Origin of the sequence: Palleronia sp. THAF1 (genome assembly GCF_009363795.1) — a bacterium.
GTDB lineage: Bacteria > Pseudomonadota > Alphaproteobacteria > Rhodobacterales > Rhodobacteraceae > Palleronia.
Map to the genome: position 1 here is coordinate 3,127,818 of NZ_CP045420.1, position 16,016 is coordinate 3,143,833.

Annotated in this window: 17 protein-coding genes; 8 read left to right on the plus strand and 9 right to left on the minus strand. The window is 63.6% G+C overall.

Annotated features, from left to right (window positions below; genetic code table 11):
- The first annotated feature begins 52 nt into the window (after nucleotides 1-52).
- Both FIU81_RS15635 and ilvA read left to right on the plus strand, forming a co-directional pair.
- Nucleotides 53-799: a hypothetical protein gene (locus tag FIU81_RS15635; protein WP_124110164.1), complete on the plus strand. Its 747-nt coding sequence runs from the start codon at nucleotides 53-55 to the stop codon at nucleotides 797-799.
- 26 nt (nucleotides 800-825) lie between these two features.
- Nucleotides 826-2,073, plus strand: a complete 1,248-nt coding sequence (gene ilvA, locus FIU81_RS15640; protein ID WP_124110163.1) for a threonine ammonia-lyase IlvA — start codon at nucleotides 826-828, stop codon at nucleotides 2,071-2,073.
- 6 nt (nucleotides 2,074-2,079) lie between these two features.
- Here the strand turns inward: ilvA and FIU81_RS15645 are convergent, their stop codons facing one another.
- Nucleotides 2,080-2,394, minus strand: coding sequence for an Hpt domain-containing protein (locus tag FIU81_RS15645; RefSeq protein WP_124110162.1), 315 nt, complete (start codon nucleotides 2,392-2,394; stop codon nucleotides 2,080-2,082).
- 93 nt (nucleotides 2,395-2,487) lie between these two features.
- Here FIU81_RS15645 and FIU81_RS15650 point away from each other — a divergent pair, with 93 nt between their 5' ends.
- The gene (locus FIU81_RS15650; protein ID WP_254695941.1) at nucleotides 2,488-3,783 is read left to right on the plus strand and encodes a PP2C family protein-serine/threonine phosphatase; all 1,296 of its coding nucleotides are present in this window, start codon (nucleotides 2,488-2,490) and stop codon (nucleotides 3,781-3,783) included.
- Here FIU81_RS15650 and FIU81_RS15655 read toward each other — a convergent pair.
- Entirely contained in the window at nucleotides 3,780-4,220 is a 441-nt protein-coding gene (locus FIU81_RS15655; RefSeq protein ID WP_124110161.1) for an NUDIX domain-containing protein, read from the minus strand. The genes FIU81_RS15650 and FIU81_RS15655 overlap by 4 nt on opposite strands.
- Nucleotides 4,221-4,302: 82 nt before the next feature.
- Between FIU81_RS15655 and FIU81_RS15660 the strand changes: the two genes are divergently transcribed.
- From FIU81_RS15660 to FIU81_RS15680, 5 genes are all read left to right on the plus strand, one after another.
- On the plus strand, nucleotides 4,303-5,304 hold the full coding sequence (locus FIU81_RS15660) for an Hsp33 family molecular chaperone HslO (protein ID WP_124110160.1): 1,002 nt from the start codon (nucleotides 4,303-4,305) through the stop codon (nucleotides 5,302-5,304).
- Nucleotides 5,297-5,881 carry a CoA pyrophosphatase gene (locus FIU81_RS15665; protein WP_254695942.1) on the plus strand — a complete coding sequence of 195 codons (585 nt, stop codon included), beginning with the start codon at nucleotides 5,297-5,299 and terminating at the stop codon, nucleotides 5,879-5,881. Before FIU81_RS15660 ends, FIU81_RS15665 begins: the two co-directional genes overlap by 8 nt.
- Nucleotides 5,878-7,023: a CCA tRNA nucleotidyltransferase gene (locus tag FIU81_RS15670; RefSeq protein ID WP_124110158.1), complete on the plus strand. Its 1,146-nt coding sequence runs from the start codon at nucleotides 5,878-5,880 to the stop codon at nucleotides 7,021-7,023. The genes FIU81_RS15665 and FIU81_RS15670 overlap by 4 nt, the downstream gene beginning before the upstream one ends.
- A 73-nt stretch (nucleotides 7,024-7,096) precedes the next feature.
- The gene (locus FIU81_RS15675) at nucleotides 7,097-8,929 is read left to right on the plus strand and encodes an ABC transporter ATP-binding protein (protein WP_124110157.1); all 1,833 of its coding nucleotides are present in this window, start codon (nucleotides 7,097-7,099) and stop codon (nucleotides 8,927-8,929) included.
- Complete coding sequence (locus tag FIU81_RS15680; RefSeq protein WP_124110156.1) at nucleotides 8,930-10,144, plus strand: class I SAM-dependent RNA methyltransferase; 1,215 nt, start codon at nucleotides 8,930-8,932, stop codon at nucleotides 10,142-10,144. It abuts the gene before it with no gap.
- Here FIU81_RS15680 and FIU81_RS15685 read toward each other — a convergent pair.
- From FIU81_RS15685 to rsfS, 7 genes are read right to left on the minus strand one after another with little or no spacing between them, the layout of a single operon-like run.
- Nucleotides 10,141-10,617: a hypothetical protein gene (locus tag FIU81_RS15685; RefSeq protein ID WP_124110155.1), complete on the minus strand. Its 477-nt coding sequence runs from the start codon at nucleotides 10,615-10,617 to the stop codon at nucleotides 10,141-10,143. The genes FIU81_RS15680 and FIU81_RS15685 overlap by 4 nt on opposite strands.
- The gene (locus FIU81_RS15690) at nucleotides 10,614-11,096 is read right to left on the minus strand and encodes an RNA pyrophosphohydrolase (RefSeq protein WP_124110154.1); all 483 of its coding nucleotides are present in this window, start codon (nucleotides 11,094-11,096) and stop codon (nucleotides 10,614-10,616) included. The genes FIU81_RS15685 and FIU81_RS15690 overlap by 4 nt, the downstream gene beginning before the upstream one ends.
- Nucleotides 11,093-12,436 carry a S41 family peptidase gene (locus tag FIU81_RS15695; RefSeq protein ID WP_124110153.1) on the minus strand — a complete coding sequence of 448 codons (1,344 nt, stop codon included), beginning with the start codon at nucleotides 12,434-12,436 and terminating at the stop codon, nucleotides 11,093-11,095. The genes FIU81_RS15690 and FIU81_RS15695 overlap by 4 nt, the downstream gene beginning before the upstream one ends.
- Before the next feature lie 10 nt (nucleotides 12,437-12,446).
- Nucleotides 12,447-13,562 (minus strand): murein hydrolase activator EnvC family protein, encoded by a 1,116-nt coding sequence (locus FIU81_RS15700; RefSeq protein WP_124110152.1) that lies wholly within the window; start codon nucleotides 13,560-13,562, stop codon nucleotides 12,447-12,449.
- A complete protein-coding gene (gpmI, locus tag FIU81_RS15705) occupies nucleotides 13,559-15,082 on the minus strand; it encodes a 2,3-bisphosphoglycerate-independent phosphoglycerate mutase (RefSeq protein ID WP_124110151.1) in 1,524 nt (507 codons plus the stop codon). Before gpmI ends, FIU81_RS15700 begins: the two co-directional genes overlap by 4 nt.
- 60 nt (nucleotides 15,083-15,142) lie before the next feature.
- Nucleotides 15,143-15,613, minus strand: coding sequence for a 23S rRNA (pseudouridine(1915)-N(3))-methyltransferase RlmH (gene rlmH / locus FIU81_RS15710; protein WP_124110150.1), 471 nt, complete (start codon nucleotides 15,611-15,613; stop codon nucleotides 15,143-15,145).
- Nucleotides 15,614-15,979 carry a ribosome silencing factor gene (gene rsfS, locus FIU81_RS15715; protein WP_124110149.1) on the minus strand — a complete coding sequence of 122 codons (366 nt, stop codon included), beginning with the start codon at nucleotides 15,977-15,979 and terminating at the stop codon, nucleotides 15,614-15,616. It lies immediately after the preceding gene.
- Between the last annotated feature and the right edge of the window lie 37 nt (nucleotides 15,980-16,016).

The window sequence follows — 16,016 nt, forward strand, 5'->3', positions numbered from 1 at the left end:
GCGGATATCTTGTTCAGAGCGTAGCGACAAGATCGCGGCTGCGGAGGATGTGATGAAGGGTTACCACTTGTTTCGACACGCGTTGGCCATGGTGCTGCGCGATTTGCCTACGACGACGCGGCTGACAGCGGTTCCCTATGCCATCGGCGCGATCTGGTCCGTGTGGTTCGCAGTGACAGCGCCGACAGTTAACGGTGTGCTGATGATCCGGGAACCGTCCGGTTTGCTGGGCGTCGGGGCCCTGTGTCTACTTTCAATAGTGTCGATACTGTGGCTCGCTGTCGTGTGGCACAGGTATGTGCTGTTGGGCGAAGCTCCGAAGCGGTTTTTGCCGGAGGCCAGCGTGAGCCGTATGAAAGGCTATCTTATCAAGGGTATTCTGACCGTCCTTGTCACCCTGCCCGTCGCAGGTATCTTTGGTGTCCTCTCTTACCTGCTTTCCTACGGCGGACCGTTGATCGGCGCGGTAATGGGCTGTGGTTATATATTCGCCTTGGTGGCGGTCATTGGCCGTGTAAGTGCAATCTTACCAGCCGTTGCAGTTGATAGACCGATTTCTCTGCGAGAGTCGTGGGCGCAGACTAAGCAAGCCACGCCCGCGATCGTGGTCGCGTTCCTGATGGCCGGTGTCACTATGGCCGTGGCGAGTATGATGGTTCTGGCGGTATTTCTGACTGCCGGTAAATTGGCCTACCTCGCGATCCCGAATTTCTTGATTCAGTGGTTCAGCACCGTTTTGGGTCTAAGCCTGATTACCACGATCTACGGCCACTACATCGAAGGCCGCGAATTGACCTGAGCGTCGAAGCGCGCCACTGCGGTGGCATGACAGATTTCACCGATGCCGCCTTGGCCGTCACCGCGCGTCTGCGCTCGCTGTTTCCCGCGACGCCCTTGCAACGCAATGCCTACCTGTCCGCGCTGTATGATGCCGACATCTGGCTGAAGCGCGAGGATCTGTCGCCCGTGCGTTCCTACAAGATCCGCGGCGCGTTCAACGCGATGCGCAAGGCGCTGGAGGCTGATCCAGATCAGGACCTTTTCGTCTGCGCCAGCGCGGGTAACCACGCGCAGGGTGTGGCCTTCAACTGCGCGTCCTTCGGCAAGCGTGGCGTGATCTTCATGCCGGTCACAACGCCTGCGCAGAAGATCGACAAAACCCGCGCCTTCGGCGGCACGGGCGTCGAGATCAAGCTGGTGGGCGACTACTTCGATGAGACGTTGAAGGTCGCGCAGGAGTTCTGCGCAAAGGCGGGCGGGCATTTCCTGGCGCCGTTCGACGACCCGCACGTGATCGAAGGCCAAGCCTCTGTCGCGGTAGAGATGATGGACGCGATGGAAGACGCGCCCGACATGATCGTGCTGCCGGTGGGCGGTGGTGGCCTGTCGGCGGGGATGAAGCGGTACCTGGATGAGGTTTCGCCCGACATCGAACTGCTGCTGGTCGAGCCCTTGGGTGGGGCCAGCCTGACGGCGGCATTGGCGGCAGGAGAGCCGGTGACCTTGCCGCGCGTCGATTCTTTCGTGGACGGTGCGTCGGTCGCGCGGATCGGTGCGCGCCCATTCGAGGTGTTGCGCGACGTGCCGCCCGAAAGCGTGCTGATTGCCCCCGAAGACCGCATCTGTACCACGATCCTGACGATGCTGAACGTCGAAGGCATTGTTCTGGAACCAGCGGGTGCACTGTCCTTGGATGTGCTGCCGTCCTTGAAAGACCGGCTGCGTGGCAAGCGGGTGGTGTGTATCACCACTGGCGGCAACTTCGATTTCGAGAGGTTGCCGGAAGTGAAGGAACGCGCGCAACGCTATTCGGGTATCAAGAAATACATGATCCTGCGGATGCCTCAGCGTCCCGGTGCGCTGCGCGATTTTCTGGAGCTGTTGGGACCAAATGACGATATCGCGCGGTTCGAGTATCTCAAGAAGTCCGCACGCAACACCGGATCGGTGCTGATCGGGATCGAAACGGCAAAGCCCGAGAATTTCGATGCGCTGTTCGCGCGGCTGGACGCCGGTGGCTTCGCCTATCGCGACATCACAGACGACCAGACGCTTGCCGAACTTTTGATCTAGGCGCGCTCACGGCAACCCCATGTGGGCAGACAGAGCGCGCAAGCCGTCCGTAAATGCGGCTGTGATGTCTTCAATATCAGGCTCGTTTCCCGCCGCGAACTGGGTTTCCCCCTGTCGGCACCGCGCCGACAGATCGCATAACCCCATGTTGTCGGCGCTTCCGCGAAGTGTGTGCAGGCCGTCCGCAAGCTCAGATCCCGCGCGATCCGGCAAAGCGCCAACAATCTCTCCGGCTTCCTCTCGGAACAACTCGATCAGCTCGACGAACTCGACGTCGCCGAACGTGTCCCTCAACTCTTTAATCCGTGCTTTGTCGATCATCGGTTCGGCTTTCGCATGTGCCCGAACGTCTTACCGAACGGAAGTTAAGGTTTCGTTTCCCGCCGATTAACCCTCTCTTTACCGTTGGTCGGTATGACCGACAGAGTGATGAACTCTTTGGACGACTCCGCCGTGACCGCGACAGCTCCCGCCGAAATCGTATGCCTCGACCCGGCAGGCGCGATCCGTATCCTGGTGGTGGACGACAGCCGCCTTCAGCGGCGCATCCTGATGTCCGCGCTGGGCTCTTCGGGTTACATCCTGAGCGAGGCCGCGTCCGGCGAAGAGGCCTTGGAGTACTGTCGCGTCCAACCACCCGACATCGTCATCAGCGACTGGATCATGCCGGGAATGACTGGCCTTGAACTGTGCACCGCCGTGCGCGCGGAACGGTCCGATGACTATATCTATTTCATCATCCTCACCTCGAAGTCGGAGAAAGAGGAACTGGCGCAGGCCTTGAACACCGGCGCCGATGATTTCCTGTCCAAACCCTTTGCGGCGGGCGAATTACGTAGTCGTCTAGCTGCGGGTGAACGGCTTTTGCGGATGAGTCAGGAGTTGCGGGAAAAGAACCGTCTGATTTCGACCACGCTGCACAAAATGCGAGAGATGAACGCCGCGCTAGACCGGGATTTGCTGGAGGCGCGCAAACTGCAAATGTCACTGGCACCGAGTGCGCCCGTGCAGCGCGATGGCTGGACGGTCAGTTTCGCTTTGCATCCGTCGGGCCATATCGGCGGCGATCTGATCGGCAGTCTTACGACCGGCACTGATAGGCTGGGTATATACTGCTTCGACGTCTCGGGCCACGGCATTGCCTCGGCTCTGATCGCGGCACGGCTGGCGACGTGGATGTCTGAAGCGGCGTCCGACCAGCATGTCGCCGTGCGACCGGGCGCGAACGGCAGACAGATGCTGCCGCCGACTGAGATCTGCACCCGTCTGAACGCGCGGTTTCTGGATCAGGTCGATACCGATCATTATTTCACGGCGCTGGTTGGCGAACTCGACCTGCAAAGTGGGCACTTCATCTTCGCACAGGCCGGCCATCCGCACCCCGTTCTTCAAACGGCGGAAAATGAGCGCACTTTGATCGGTCAGGGTGGCCCTCCGATTGGCTTATTGCCCGATGTAAGTTTCGAACAATTCGATATCGTGATCCCACCGGGAGGGCGGCTGCTTTTGTATTCCGACGGCGTCACCGAATGCCCTGATCCCAGTGACGAAATGCTGGACGAAGATGGGCTGCTCGATTTCATGGATCGCCATGCTGCGCTGGTCGGTGACATTTTTCTGGATGCGCTCAATCAAGATTTGATCGCGTGGGTCGGAGACAAGGACCTGCCCGACGACATGTCCGCCACCTTGATCGAAAGGCGCGCCTAGGCCCCCAACGCGCGCAGCACCATCGCGGCGTCCCCTCGGTTGGCCAACTTGCTCACGGCGTCTCTGATGGGCATCCAGACAGGCACATGATCCGGCTCTGACGGCAGGCCGATCCGCAGCGTGGGCCGGGCCAGATAGACGTGGCAGACCTTTTCTGCGTAGCGGTCGTAGTCCGGCATGAAGGTGAAACGCCGGAACGTGCCCAACTTGCGCGGCGACGCCATATGCCAGCCGGTTTCTTCGAGCACCTCGCGGTGCAGCGCGGGGATCGGGTGCTCGCCCGCCTCTATCCCGCCGCCGGGCAGCTGGAACTCGTCGTGGATGCCGCCCTGCCATGTCAGCAGTACATCACCTCCTTGCCAAAGCACGGCATAGGCGCCCGGACGGGCGGGATATGTGCGGTCGCGCAGGGGCGGTGGGCCATAGCGGCGGATCATGGGCGTCCCTTCGGGGTTCAAGGCGGCATTGCCGCACCTATATGGACGCGGTATGCCGAAAACCTGACGCGTGAGGAAGCCCATGACCCTGGGACAGACCATTGCCTGGGACGATACCGTCCTGCCCTTCCAGCTTGACCGCTCGGACATCCGCGGCCGCGTCGCGCGGCTGGACGGTGTGCTGCAGCAGGTTCTGTCGCAGCATGACTATCCCCCGGCGATCGAGGCTTTGGTGGCCGAAGCCGTGACCCTGACCGCGTTGATCGGGCAGACCATAAAGCTGCGCTGGAAGCTGTCGCTTCAGGTGCGCGGCGATGGTCCCGCGCGTCTGATCGCCACCGATTACTACGCGCCGGGCGAGGATGGCTCTCCCGCCCAAATCCGTGCCTACGCAAGCTATGATGCCGACCGTATCGCCGACGATTCCGTGCCGTTCGACCTGATCGGCAAGGGATATTTCGCGATCCTGCTAGATCAGGGCAACGACATGAAGCCGTACTCCGGGATCACGCCCATCGCCGGTGGCTCGCTGTCGTCCTGCGCTGAAACCTACTTCGCGCAGTCCGAACAGCTGCCCACGCGTTTCGCTATTTCCACCGGCATCGCGCAGGAGCCGGGCGCCGCGCCCCATTGGCGTGCGGGTGGCGTGATGCTGCAGCACATGCCCGAAGCATCGCCCCTGCGCGCGGATGCAGAAACCGAGAGTTCCGACGGCTTGATGCGGGCTGACGACATTCTGGATGGCGACGAGGCCGAGAATTGGAAACGTGCCAACCTTCTACTGGACACTGTCGAAGAGACAGAGCTCGTCGGCCCTTCCGTGCCGCCGACCGACCTGCTGGTGCGCCTGTTTCACGAGGAGCAGCCGCGCGTCTTCGATGCCCAGCCCGTGCGCTTCGGCTGCACCTGTTCGGCAGACAAGGTGCGGCAATCGCTGTCGATTTACTCGCAGCGCGATCTGGAACACATGACGACGGACGAAGGCATCGTGACGGCCGACTGCCAGTTCTGCGGCGCGCATTACGAATTCGACCCCAAGACGTTGGGGTTCGAAGCGCAAGATGCGACCGGAACGGGTGAGTGATCTGCGCGCCCGGCTGGTTACTGCGCTACGGCGTGCCGACCAGCCGACTTCTGACTTCGACCTGAACGCCGGTGCCATGCCGAAAGGCCAGCGTAGCCTGCGCGGCGCAGGGGTTTTGGTGGCGGTGCGCGAAAGTGGTTCGGTTATCCTGACCAAGCGCGCTGCCCACCTGTCCCAACATCCCGGCCAAGTCGCTTTTCCCGGCGGTAAGATCGACGCGGGCGACGGCTCTGCCCGCGCCGCCGCGTTGCGCGAGGCATGGGAAGAGGTGGGGTTGCCGCCAGAGTCCGTGGACGTGCTGGGCGAGTTGCCGGGGCATGAGACTGTGACGGGCTATGGGATGACCCCTGTTCTAGGCATGGTCAAAGGCGATCCGCCGCTACGACCCGAAGAAGGCGAGGTGGCCGAGATATTCGAGGTTCCGCTGTCGTTCCTGGCAAACCCGACCAACTACAGTGTGCAATCGCGCGACTGGCGCGGGCAGACCCGGCGCTACTATGCGGTACCCTATGGCCCCTATTACATCTGGGGCGCGACGGCGCGGATCCTGCGTGCCTTGGCGGGGCGGTTGGCATGAAGATCGACGGCGACTGGCGGCGCGATCCCGATGCGCAACGGCTGATGGCCGCGCTTGCCGACGCGGGCCATAGCGCGCTATTCGTGGGCGGTTGTGTGCGGAACGCGACCTTGGGTGCGCCTGTCGCCGATATCGACATCGCCACCAGTGCTGAACCGCACCAAATCATCGACGTTGCGAAAGCGGCTGGCTTCAAGACGGTCCCGACCGGCATCGACCACGGCACCGTCACTGTGATCGGTGCGCAGCCGCTGGAAGTCACGACCTTCCGTCGCGACGTGGATACCGACGGTCGGCACGCCACCGTCGCGTTCACCGACAACGTGGCCGATGACGCCGCCCGCCGCGATTTCACGATGAACGCGCTTTATGCTCAGGCCGACGGCACCATTGTCGACCCATTGGGCGGCTGGGACGATCTGCAGGCGCGCCGCGTGCGGTTCGTGGGTGACGCAGGCCAGCGCATTGCGGAAGATTATCTGCGCATCCTGCGCTACTTCCGCTTCCACGCTTGGTACGGCGACGCTTCCGAGGGGTTGGACGCAGAGGCCTTGGCCGCCTGCGCCGACGGTGCGGAAGGGCTGGAGAGACTGTCCGCAGAACGTGTCGGGCGCGAGATGCTCAAGCTGCTGGCCGCCTCTGACCCCGCGCTGTCCGTCGCTGCGATGGGACAGGCGGGCATTCTGGCGCGCGTGCTACCGGGCGCTGATCCCGCCGGTCTCGCGCCGCTGGTGCATCTGGAAGAGCTGATCGGCGTGGCTCCGGACGGTGTGCGGCGGCTGGCGATCCTTGGCGGTGAAGACGTCGCCGATCGCCTGCGCCTGTCCCGAAAAGAAGATGCCCGCCGCGTTCTGCTGCGCGACGGAATCGGCTCTGAAGCGGGGCTGGCCGAACTGGCGTGGCGGCACGGCACCGACACGGCCCGCGACATCGCCCTGTTACGCTCTGCCACCTTCAGCGCGCCTTTGCCTGCGGATATGGACGCGCGGATCGAAGCTGGAGCGGGGGCCGTTCTGCCCGTGACCGGCGGGGATTTCGCGCAGACCGCGAAGGGCGCAGAAATAGGTCGCAAGCTGGCCGAGGCCGAGCAGCGCTGGATCGCATCGAACTTCACCGCCACGCGCGATGAGTTGCTGCGCTGACGCAGCCGGTTTCCTTTGCCGTGCGAATGGCTATCTAACAACCTTCGCACCCAGACCGAAGAAAGCGCCCTTCATGCGCAGGCTCGCCTCTCTGATCGACGCTTTCCGCCCCGCCGACGGTCCCCCGCCGCGGACGCTGGGTGCATTCATGCGCTGGGCACTGGCGGGATCGTGGCGTTGGATGGCCGTGGCCGGGGGCCTGTCCGCATTGGCTGGCACCGCAGAGGTCGTGACGGCACTTTTGCTGGGCAAGGTCATCGACTCGGCGGTGGACACCGGTGTCGAAACCTACTTCGACGCGAACCTCTGGCTGATCGTCGGCACCGCCGCGTTCTTCCTGTTGCTGCGGCCTTTGCTGTTCGGATTATCGTCAGCCGCGAATTCGATCATGGTTGCGCCAAATGTGAACCCGATGGTCCTGATGCGCCTGCACCGCTACACGCTGGGGCAGGCCGTCACCTTCTTCGACGATGACTTCGCGGGCCGCATCGCGCAAAAGCAGATGCAGACCTCGCGCGCGATCACCGATGTCGCCAGCGAATTCATCAACGTGGTGTGCTTCGCGCTGGCCTCATTGGTCGGATCGGCGCTGTTGCTCACGACGATCAACGTCTGGATGGCGCTGGGCCTGGCGCTTTGGGCCGTCGCCTACCTGTTCCTGATCCGCTGGTTCATGCCACGCATCCGCAAACGCTCAAAAGCGCGGGCCGCGACGCGGGCGATGGTGTCGGGGCAGGTCGTGGATACGATCACCAATATCAAGACGGTCAAGCTGTTCGCCCACGACGACTATGAGGACCGCGCCGCCTTCGATTCCATCGCGACCTTCCGTGAAAAGGTGGTGGACTACGGCATTCTGTCCGCAGGCTTCCGCTTTACGCTGATGGCCGTCGCAGGCGTTCTGCCGGTCCTGTTGATCGGCGGCACGTTGTGGCTGTGGTCGCGCGGCTCGGCCTCTGCCGGGGACATCGCGGCTGCGGGCGCGATTTCGATCCGTATCGCGCAGATGACGGGCTGGGTGTCGTTCACCTTGATGGCGATGTACGCGAACGTGGGCGAGGTCGAGGATGGGATGAACACCCTGACGCCGCCCCATGCCTTGCCGGATGCTGCCGATGCGATCCAGTTGCCCGAGGGCAGTGAGGTTGCGTTGAATGATGTGACCTTCACCTACGGGCGCGGCACAGGCGGCCTGCGGGATGTGTCGCTGACCCTACATGAGGGCGAGAAGGTCGGAGTCGTGGGTGCGTCCGGCGCGGGCAAGTCGACGCTCGTGGCGCTGTTGCTGCGCTTGTATGATGTGGAACAGGGCGCGGTACGGGTGGCGGGAGCCGACGTGCGCGGTGTGACGCAGGAAAGCCTGCGGCGCCGTATCGGGATGGTCACGCAGGAAACCGCAATGTTCAATCGTTCGGCGCGCGAAAATATCCTGTATGGCAACCCAGAGGCGTCCGAAGACGACATGATCGCCGCCGCCAAGCAGGCGGAAGCGCATGAGTTCATTCTGCAACTTCAAGACTTCAAGGGCCGCACCGGCTACGACGCGCATCTGGGCGAGCGGGGCGTCAAGCTGTCGGGTGGCCAACGCCAGCGTATTGCCCTGGCCCGCGCTATTCTGAAGGACGCCCCGATCCTTGTGTTGGATGAGGCGACGAGCGCCCTTGATTCCGAAGTCGAAGCCTCGATCCAGGACGCCTTGGAACGTGTGATGGAGGGCAAGACGGTGCTGGCCATCGCGCACCGCCTGTCGACGATTGCGCATATGGACCGGATCGTCGTGTTGGAAGAGGGACGCATCGTGGAAGAGGGGACGCACTCCGAGCTGCAGGCCATGGGCGGCATCTACGCGCGCTATTGGAAGCGCCAGTCAGGCGGCTTCCTGCGCTATGACGAGGCTGCCGAATAGATGCAGGTTACGATCAAACGACTGGGCCATCGTGGTGACGGCATCGCTGACGGGCCGATTTATGTTGCCGGGGCGCTGCCGGACGAAGTGGTAGAGGGCGACGTGCAAGACGGGCGTATGGCCGCGCCAACGGTCGTTTCCGCATCTGCGGATCGGGTGCACCCGGACTGTCCACACTATGGCACGTGTGGCGGATGCCAGGTGATGCACGCGAGCGACCCGTTCGTGGGCCGATGGAAGATTGACGTGGTGCGGCAGGCGCTGGCCGCGCATGATCTGCCTGCGCCGATCAAGGGCATCGCGACTTCGCCGCCGCAATCGCGTAGACGGGCGGTATTGTCGGGGCGGCGCGGCAAGGATGGTGCTGTTGTTGGGTTCCACGGGCGCAGGTCCGACCAGATCGTCGGGGTGCCCGATTGCCGCGTTCTGCATCCAGACATCATCGCGGCCTTCCCGCTGCTGCGTGACTTGACCGAGCGGCTTGCACCGCGCGGTGGGGAAATGTCGCTGACCGTCACCACATCGAAGAACGGTTTAGATATCGCCATCACCGGCGCGGGCGCGGTTGCGCAGAAGACTGCGACCGAACTGGTGCGGATCGTGTCCGAGGCGGGGATCGCGCGGCTGACGGTGGATGGCGACACGCTGCTGCGCGCCGTCGATCCGGCGCAGACGGTCGCGGGGGTGTCGATGGTGCCCGCGCCGGGGGCCTTCCTGCAGGCGACGCCGCATGGCGAATCCGCTCTGATTGCCTGCGTCAGCCGCGCGCTTGGCGATGCAGGGCATGTGGTCGATCTGTTCGCGGGCTGTGGCACCTTCGCTTTGCCGATCTCCCGTCGCGCGCAGGTTCACGCGGCAGAGGGCGACAAGGCGATGACCGACGCGCTGTTGGCGGCGTGGCGCAAGGGGCGCGGCCATCGCCCATTGACGGCGGAAACGCGCGATCTTTTTAGCGATCCTTTGACGGCGGACGAACTATCACGCTTCGATGCGGCTGTCATCGATCCGCCACGTGCCGGGTCCGAGGCGCAGATGCACCAGATCGCGGCCTCTAAATTGGGCCGCGTCGCAGCGGTGTCCTGCAACCCGGTGACGTTCGCGCGGGATGCGAAGGTACTGACAGAGGCGGGCTTCGCAATGGAGTGGATACGGGTCGTGGACCAATTCCGCTGGTCCACGCATGTGGAGCTGGCGGCGGCGTTCACCCGAGCCTAGTCCGTCGGACAGTCGCCGGTCACGCAGTCCAATACAGTCTGTTTCTGCGCGTCGGTTGGCGTTGGAAATGCCCATTGAGGACAGGGGCCGAGCTCTAGGATTGGGTCTGCGCCGTCACTACGCAGGAACGCGAGCGTCTCTACGCCCGATCCGATCCCGCCGCAGCTTTGCATCATGCACGTGACGTTCAGAATCACCTTGTCGCGTGTCGGATCGGTGAAACCGTCCGACGTCAGCGCATAGCCGTTGAACTGCGCGGGGATGCTGGCGGCTTCGCCATCGCCGAGCGTGGTCCCGTCGAACGGCGGCGACAGCGTGTCGAACTCGAATTTGCCGACCACGATGCGATATGTCTCTGACGAGTCCATCGCCGCCTGCGTGCTGCGTGCCACGTCTGGAACGATGCAGGACAGGGCCAGTGCAGGTTGTGCGGCCAGACTGATTGCAGCTGCGGCTAGGACGGACCGGATCATAACTTACCCTCGAACTCTTTGAAAACCTGCGCGTAGACATCGCGTTTGAATGGGACGATCTGGCGAACCAACTCGTCGGGTGCCATCCAGGTCCAGGCGTTGAACTCCGGGTGGTCGGTGGCGATGTTCACGTCGCTGTCCTGCCCGTTGAAGCGGCAGAGTAGCCATTTCTGACGTTGCCCGCGGTATTTGCCCTTCCAGATACGGCCCAGAAGATCGTCGGGCAGGTCATAGAACACCCAATCGTCCAGTTCGGCCTCGACCGTGACCTGATCGGGCGTAATGCCGGTTTCCTCGGTCATTTCGCGCAGGGCGGCGTCGCGCGGGGTTTCGCCCGGATCGATCCCGCCCTGCGGCATTTGCCAAGCGCCCTGGTTGTGGTCGATACGCTGCCCCGCGAATACGTTGCCGTCGGCGTTCACCAGCACGACACCGGCGCAGTCGCGATAGGGCAGGTCTTCGCGGGAATAGCGGGTCATTGCTCGGACCGAATCGCCATGTATCCCTTGAGGATGTCGATGGCATAAGCCAGCTGGTAATCCTCTATCCGCAGTTCGGCCGCTTGCTCTGCGGCCTCCTGTTCTTCGCGGATGATCTGCTGCTCGTCTTCCGAAAGGCTGTCGTTCGAAATCGCGCCGCGCAGATCGGCCTCAGAGCGGCGACGGCGGGCATTGTCCTCTTCTTCGTCCTCCATCACCTCGACCTGCTCGACCGGAGGCTGCTGGACCACGATGTCGGGCGACACGCCCAGCGACTGGATAGAGCGGCCCGACGGCGTGTAGTAGCGCGCCGTGGTCAGGCGCATCGCACCCTCTCCGCGCAGGGGCATGACCGTCTGGACAGAGCCTTTGCCGAAGGACTTGGTGCCGACGACGATGGCGCGGCGGTGATCCTGCAAAGCGCCCGCGACGATCTCGGAGGCTGACGCCGATCCGCCGTTGATCAGAACGACCACCGGCTTGCCTTCGGCCAAGTCGCCTGCAGTCGCATTCACGCGGTCACTGTCGGCTTGATCGCGGCCACGGGTCGAGACGATTTCGCCTTCCTCCAGGAACGCATCGCTGACCCGGATGGCCTGTGTCAGCAGACCGCCGGGGTTGTTGCGCAGGTCCAGCACGAAGCCGTTGACGGCGTCGATACCGCCCGCTTCCTCGACCAGATCGTTCAGCGTCTCCTCCAGCTTGGGGTAGGTCTGGTCAGAGAAGGTGATGACCCGCAGGACGACTGTGTCGCCCTCCAGCCGTCCGCGGACGGCGGTCAGTTCGATGGTGTCGCGGATGATCGACACGTCGAACGGCTCATCCGCGCCTTCGCGAACGACGGTGATGACGATTTCCGATCCCACCGGCCCGCGCATCAGTTCGATGGCGTCGTCCAGCGTAAGTCCAAGCAAGCCCTCGCCGTCCACGTGGGTGATGAAGTCGCCCGCCTGCATTCCGGCCTCGTCCGCCGGGGTGCCATCCATGGGCGACACGACCTTCACGAAGCCGTCTTCCTGCGTCACCTCGATGCCCAGACCGCCGAACTCGCCGCGCGTCTGGTCGCGCATACGGTCGGCATCGGTGGGCGACAGGTAGGACGAGTGCGGATCAAGGGATGTGAGCATGCCGTTGATGGCGGCCTCGATCAGATCCTCTTCCTCGACCTCTTCGACATATTGCGCGCGGATGCGCTCGAAGATGTCGCCGAACAGGTCAAGCTGTTCGTACACGCTGGTATTGTTCGCGTTTTCCTGCGCAATCAGCGGCCCTGCCACCTGCGTCGTCAGGACCGCGCCCGCCAGTGTTCCGCCGATCGCGGCCATCGCAAATTTCTTCATCTCTCGCGCCTCATCCTTGATCGAGCACGAACCATTCCGCAGGGTCCTGCGGCGACCGGTCGTGCCGTATCTCTACATATAGTCTCTGACCGCCTGTTTCGGCCCCGTCGGGTTGGAACCCCGCCATTTCCGCATCCACCGAACCGCCCATGATACCGATGGGGGCACCGGCGGGCAGGACTTCTCCGGTCGCACCATAAACATCCGCCATCCCGGCGAACACCATCAGATACCCCGGTTCAGGCTCTAGTATCATCACATTCTTGTAGTCCAACAGCGGCCCAAGGTAGCGGATCGTTCCCGCCCATGGCGTCGTGACCAGCGTGCCGGGGGCTGTGTCGATCACCCATCCGGGCCGCGCGATACCGGCGGCGTCGGTTTCCTGATAGGCACGGGCCAAGCGACCGGGTACCGGCAGGCCAAGCTGGCCGCGGGCCTCGGCAAAGGCGGGCAGGCTGTCGGCCAGCGCATCGGGCGGCAGGGTCGATAGGCTTTGCGCGAAGTCCGATAGCGTCTGCGCGTTGGCGGCCAGACGCTCCATCGTGGCGGGATCTTCGGTCGCGCGGCGCGGCAGGTCCGAGCGTGCCTCGATCGCGGCAGCAAGGCGCGCGCGGGCGTCTTGCCACTCCGAAAGACCTTGCTCCAGATCGACCAGGGCACTGTCCTGCAGGCCTCGCATGGTCGAAACCTCTTGCAGATCGCGGCGCAGGTCTTCCACGCGCGACAGCATCGCGGGCGTGACGTCGCGCATCAGCATCCCGGCGCGCGCGGTGGCCGTGGGGCCAGAGGGATGTAACAGCAGCATCGCCTCGGGTGCCTGTCCCATGGCGGTCAGAGCGTTCAGAACAGCGCCCACCTGCGCCGTGTCTGTCGCCAGTCGTTCGGTCACTTGGGACTCGCGGTCACGCGCGGCGCGCAGGCTGGCGCGCATGGCGGCCAATCCGTCCTCATAGGCGCGGATCACCTTCGTCAGTGCAGCAATCCGCCCGTAGCCATTATCGGCCACGTTCAGCCCGGCGGCGGCCACACGCAACTGCCCTGCGGCATTTTCGGCCATCGCCGCCGGATCGGTCTGGGCGTGGGCGGGCAGCGCCAGCGCAAGGGTCAGAACGGTGGCCCGGATCATCGACGGATCAGGCTTTCGCCGGTCATCTCGTCCGGCTTCGGCAGGCCCATCAGTTCCAGAAGTGTCGGCGCCAGATCACCCAGCTTGCCGTTCGCCAAGGGCGCGCCATCAGGCCCACCCACAAGGATGCAGGGCACAAGGTTCGTCGTGTGCGAGGTATGCGGCCCGCCCGTTTCGGGATCGACCATGGTTTCGCAATTGCCATGGTCGGCGGTCACGATCATCGCGCCGCCCGCCTTTTCCAGCGCCGCCAGCACCCGGCCGAGCCCCTGATCCACAGCCTCACAAGCGGCGATGGCAGCATCCAGATCGCCGGTGTGGCCCACCATGTCTGGGTTGGCGTAGTTGCAGACGATCAGATCGTAACCGCTCTCGATAGCCTTCACGAAATGGTCCGTCACTTCGCCCGCGCTCATCGCTGGCTGCATGTCATAGGTGGCGACCTTCGGAGACTTCGGCATCTTGCGGTCTTCACCCTCTTCCGGCGTTTCGCGACCGCCGTTCAGAAAGAACGTGACGTGCGGATACTTCTCTGTCTCAGCCACGCGGAACTGTCGCAGACCATGCTTGGCCACCCATTCGCCCAGCGTGTTCACCAGCTTGCGCTTGGGGAAGACGGCAGAGAACCAGTCGGCGTGGTCGTCAGAGTATTCGACCATCCCCAGCCGCGCGTTGAAGTCGGGGCGGCCCGAGACATCGAATTCGGCGAACCCCGGCTGGCCCATCGCGCGGAGGATCTCGCGGGCCCGGTCAGCGCGAAAGTTGAGGCAGAAGATACCGTCGGTGTCGTGCATTCCCTTGTAGTCGTCGATGACGGTCGCGGGGATGAACTCATCCACCTTGTCGTTGTCGTAGGACTGCTGAACAGCGGTCTTGGCGTCCGGGGCCGTCGCCTTGCCCGTGCCGTCCACCATCGCGCGATAGGCGGTTTCGACCCGCTCCCACCGATTATCGCGGTCCATGGCGTAGTAGCGCCCCGTCACGGTCGCGATGGAGCAGCCATCCGGCAGCTTGGCCAGAAGATCGTCCAGAAACCCCAGCGCGGACTGTGGGGCTACGTCGCGTCCGTCGGTGATCGCGTGGATGACGACCGGAATATCCGCGTCACGGATCGCCTTCGCGGCGGCAACGATGTGATCCAGATGCCCATGGACCCCGCCATCGGACACAACGCCCATCAGGTGCGCCGCACCGCCGCTGGCGTTCAGGTTCGATATGAAGCTTTGCAGCGCGCCGTTTTCGAAGAACGACCCATCTTCGATGGCCAGGTCGATCTGCCCAAGGTCCATCGCGACCACACGGCCCGCACCGATGTTGGTGTGACCGACTTCAGAATTGCCCATCTGCCCATTCGGCAGCCCCACATCAGGGCCGAAGGTTACAAGCTGCGACGACGGACCCGCCGCGCGGATGCGGTCGAAGTTCGGTGTGTTGGCCAACGCGGGGGCGTTGTTGTCACGCGTGTCGCGGTCGCCCCAGCCATCGAGGATACATAGAACGACGGGTTTAGGGGTGCGCATCGGTAAACCTTGGGCTGCTTTGGGCGGACACTAACCGCATCGCCCGCCATGGCAAACCCGTCAGACACGGTGATAGGGGCTTCCCGCCAATATCGACGCGGCACGGTAGATCTGTTCGGCCAGCATGACGCGGACCAGCATGTGCGGCCAGACCATCTTGCCAAAGCTGATGGACATATCGGCGCGCGCGCGCAGGTCGGGCGCGATCCCATCCGCACCGCCGATGACGAAGGCGATCTCCGGACGTCCCGCGTCGCGGTAGCGCGCGAGCAATTGTGCAAGGTCAGGAGAGGTCAGCGGCTTGCCCCGTTCGTCCAGCGTGACAAGAACGGCCCCGTCGGGGATCGCGCGTGCAAGCGCTTCGGCCTCGGCATCCATGCCGCTGGTCTTCCGGGTCTCGACCTCTGACTCGGTCAGCGGGCCAAGCGACAACGCGCGCCCGGTCCGGTCGAACCGGGTGACGTAATCGTCGATCAGGGTGCGCTCGGGGCCGGTGCGTAACCGGCCCACGGCGCATATGCGAACACGCATCTAGAAGCGCGCGGCGGCCTGTTCGGGGCTAAGCCACATCTTTTCAAGCTGGTAGAACTCGCGCACTTCGGGGCGGAACACGTGGACGATCACGTCGCCCGCGTCGATCAGCACCCAGTCGCCGGCATCTTTGCCTTCGACTTTGGACAGAACGCCGTGCTTTTGCTTCAGACGCTCGACCAGCTTGTCGGCGATGGACACGACCTGACGGGTCGAACGGCCGGATGCCACGATCATGTGATCGGCGACCTCTGATTTGCCGCGTAGATCGATCTGCACGACGTCTTCAGCCTTGTCGTCGTCGAGTGAATTGAGGATTTCGGCCAGAAGCGCGTTGCTTTGGGCCATGGTGTCGGTGGTCGCCATCACAGGCGCCGACCGGGGAGCAGGCCCGTCATGGGCT

Excerpts from the sequence above, each read along its gene's own strand:
- FIU81_RS15635 (WP_124110164.1), top strand. The coding sequence starts at position 53 with ATGAAGGGTTACCACTTGTTTCGACACGCGTTGGCCATGGTGCTGCGC.
- ilvA (WP_124110163.1), top strand. The coding sequence starts at position 826 with ATGACAGATTTCACCGATGCCGCCTTGGCCGTCACCGCGCGTCTGCGC.
- FIU81_RS15645 (WP_124110162.1), bottom strand. The coding sequence starts at position 2,394 with ATGATCGACAAAGCACGGATTAAAGAGTTGAGGGACACGTTCGGCGAC.
- FIU81_RS15650 (WP_254695941.1), top strand. The coding sequence starts at position 2,488 with ATGACCGACAGAGTGATGAACTCTTTGGACGACTCCGCCGTGACCGCG.
- FIU81_RS15655 (WP_124110161.1), bottom strand. The coding sequence starts at position 4,220 with ATGATCCGCCGCTATGGCCCACCGCCCCTGCGCGACCGCACATATCCC.
- FIU81_RS15660 (WP_124110160.1), top strand. The coding sequence starts at position 4,303 with ATGACCCTGGGACAGACCATTGCCTGGGACGATACCGTCCTGCCCTTC.
- FIU81_RS15670 (WP_124110158.1), top strand. The coding sequence starts at position 5,878 with ATGAAGATCGACGGCGACTGGCGGCGCGATCCCGATGCGCAACGGCTG.
- FIU81_RS15675 (WP_124110157.1), top strand. The coding sequence starts at position 7,097 with ATGCGCAGGCTCGCCTCTCTGATCGACGCTTTCCGCCCCGCCGACGGT.
- FIU81_RS15680 (WP_124110156.1), top strand. The coding sequence starts at position 8,930 with ATGCAGGTTACGATCAAACGACTGGGCCATCGTGGTGACGGCATCGCT.
- FIU81_RS15685 (WP_124110155.1), bottom strand. The coding sequence starts at position 10,617 with ATGATCCGGTCCGTCCTAGCCGCAGCTGCAATCAGTCTGGCCGCACAA.
- FIU81_RS15690 (WP_124110154.1), bottom strand. The coding sequence starts at position 11,096 with ATGACCCGCTATTCCCGCGAAGACCTGCCCTATCGCGACTGCGCCGGT.
- FIU81_RS15695 (WP_124110153.1), bottom strand. The coding sequence starts at position 12,436 with ATGAAGAAATTTGCGATGGCCGCGATCGGCGGAACACTGGCGGGCGCG.
- FIU81_RS15700 (WP_124110152.1), bottom strand. The coding sequence starts at position 13,562 with ATGATCCGGGCCACCGTTCTGACCCTTGCGCTGGCGCTGCCCGCCCAC.
- gpmI (WP_124110151.1), bottom strand. The coding sequence starts at position 15,082 with ATGCGCACCCCTAAACCCGTCGTTCTATGTATCCTCGATGGCTGGGGC.
- rlmH (WP_124110150.1), bottom strand. The coding sequence starts at position 15,613 with ATGCGTGTTCGCATATGCGCCGTGGGCCGGTTACGCACCGGCCCCGAG.
- rsfS (WP_124110149.1), bottom strand. The coding sequence starts at position 15,979 with ATGGCGACCACCGACACCATGGCCCAAAGCAACGCGCTTCTGGCCGAA.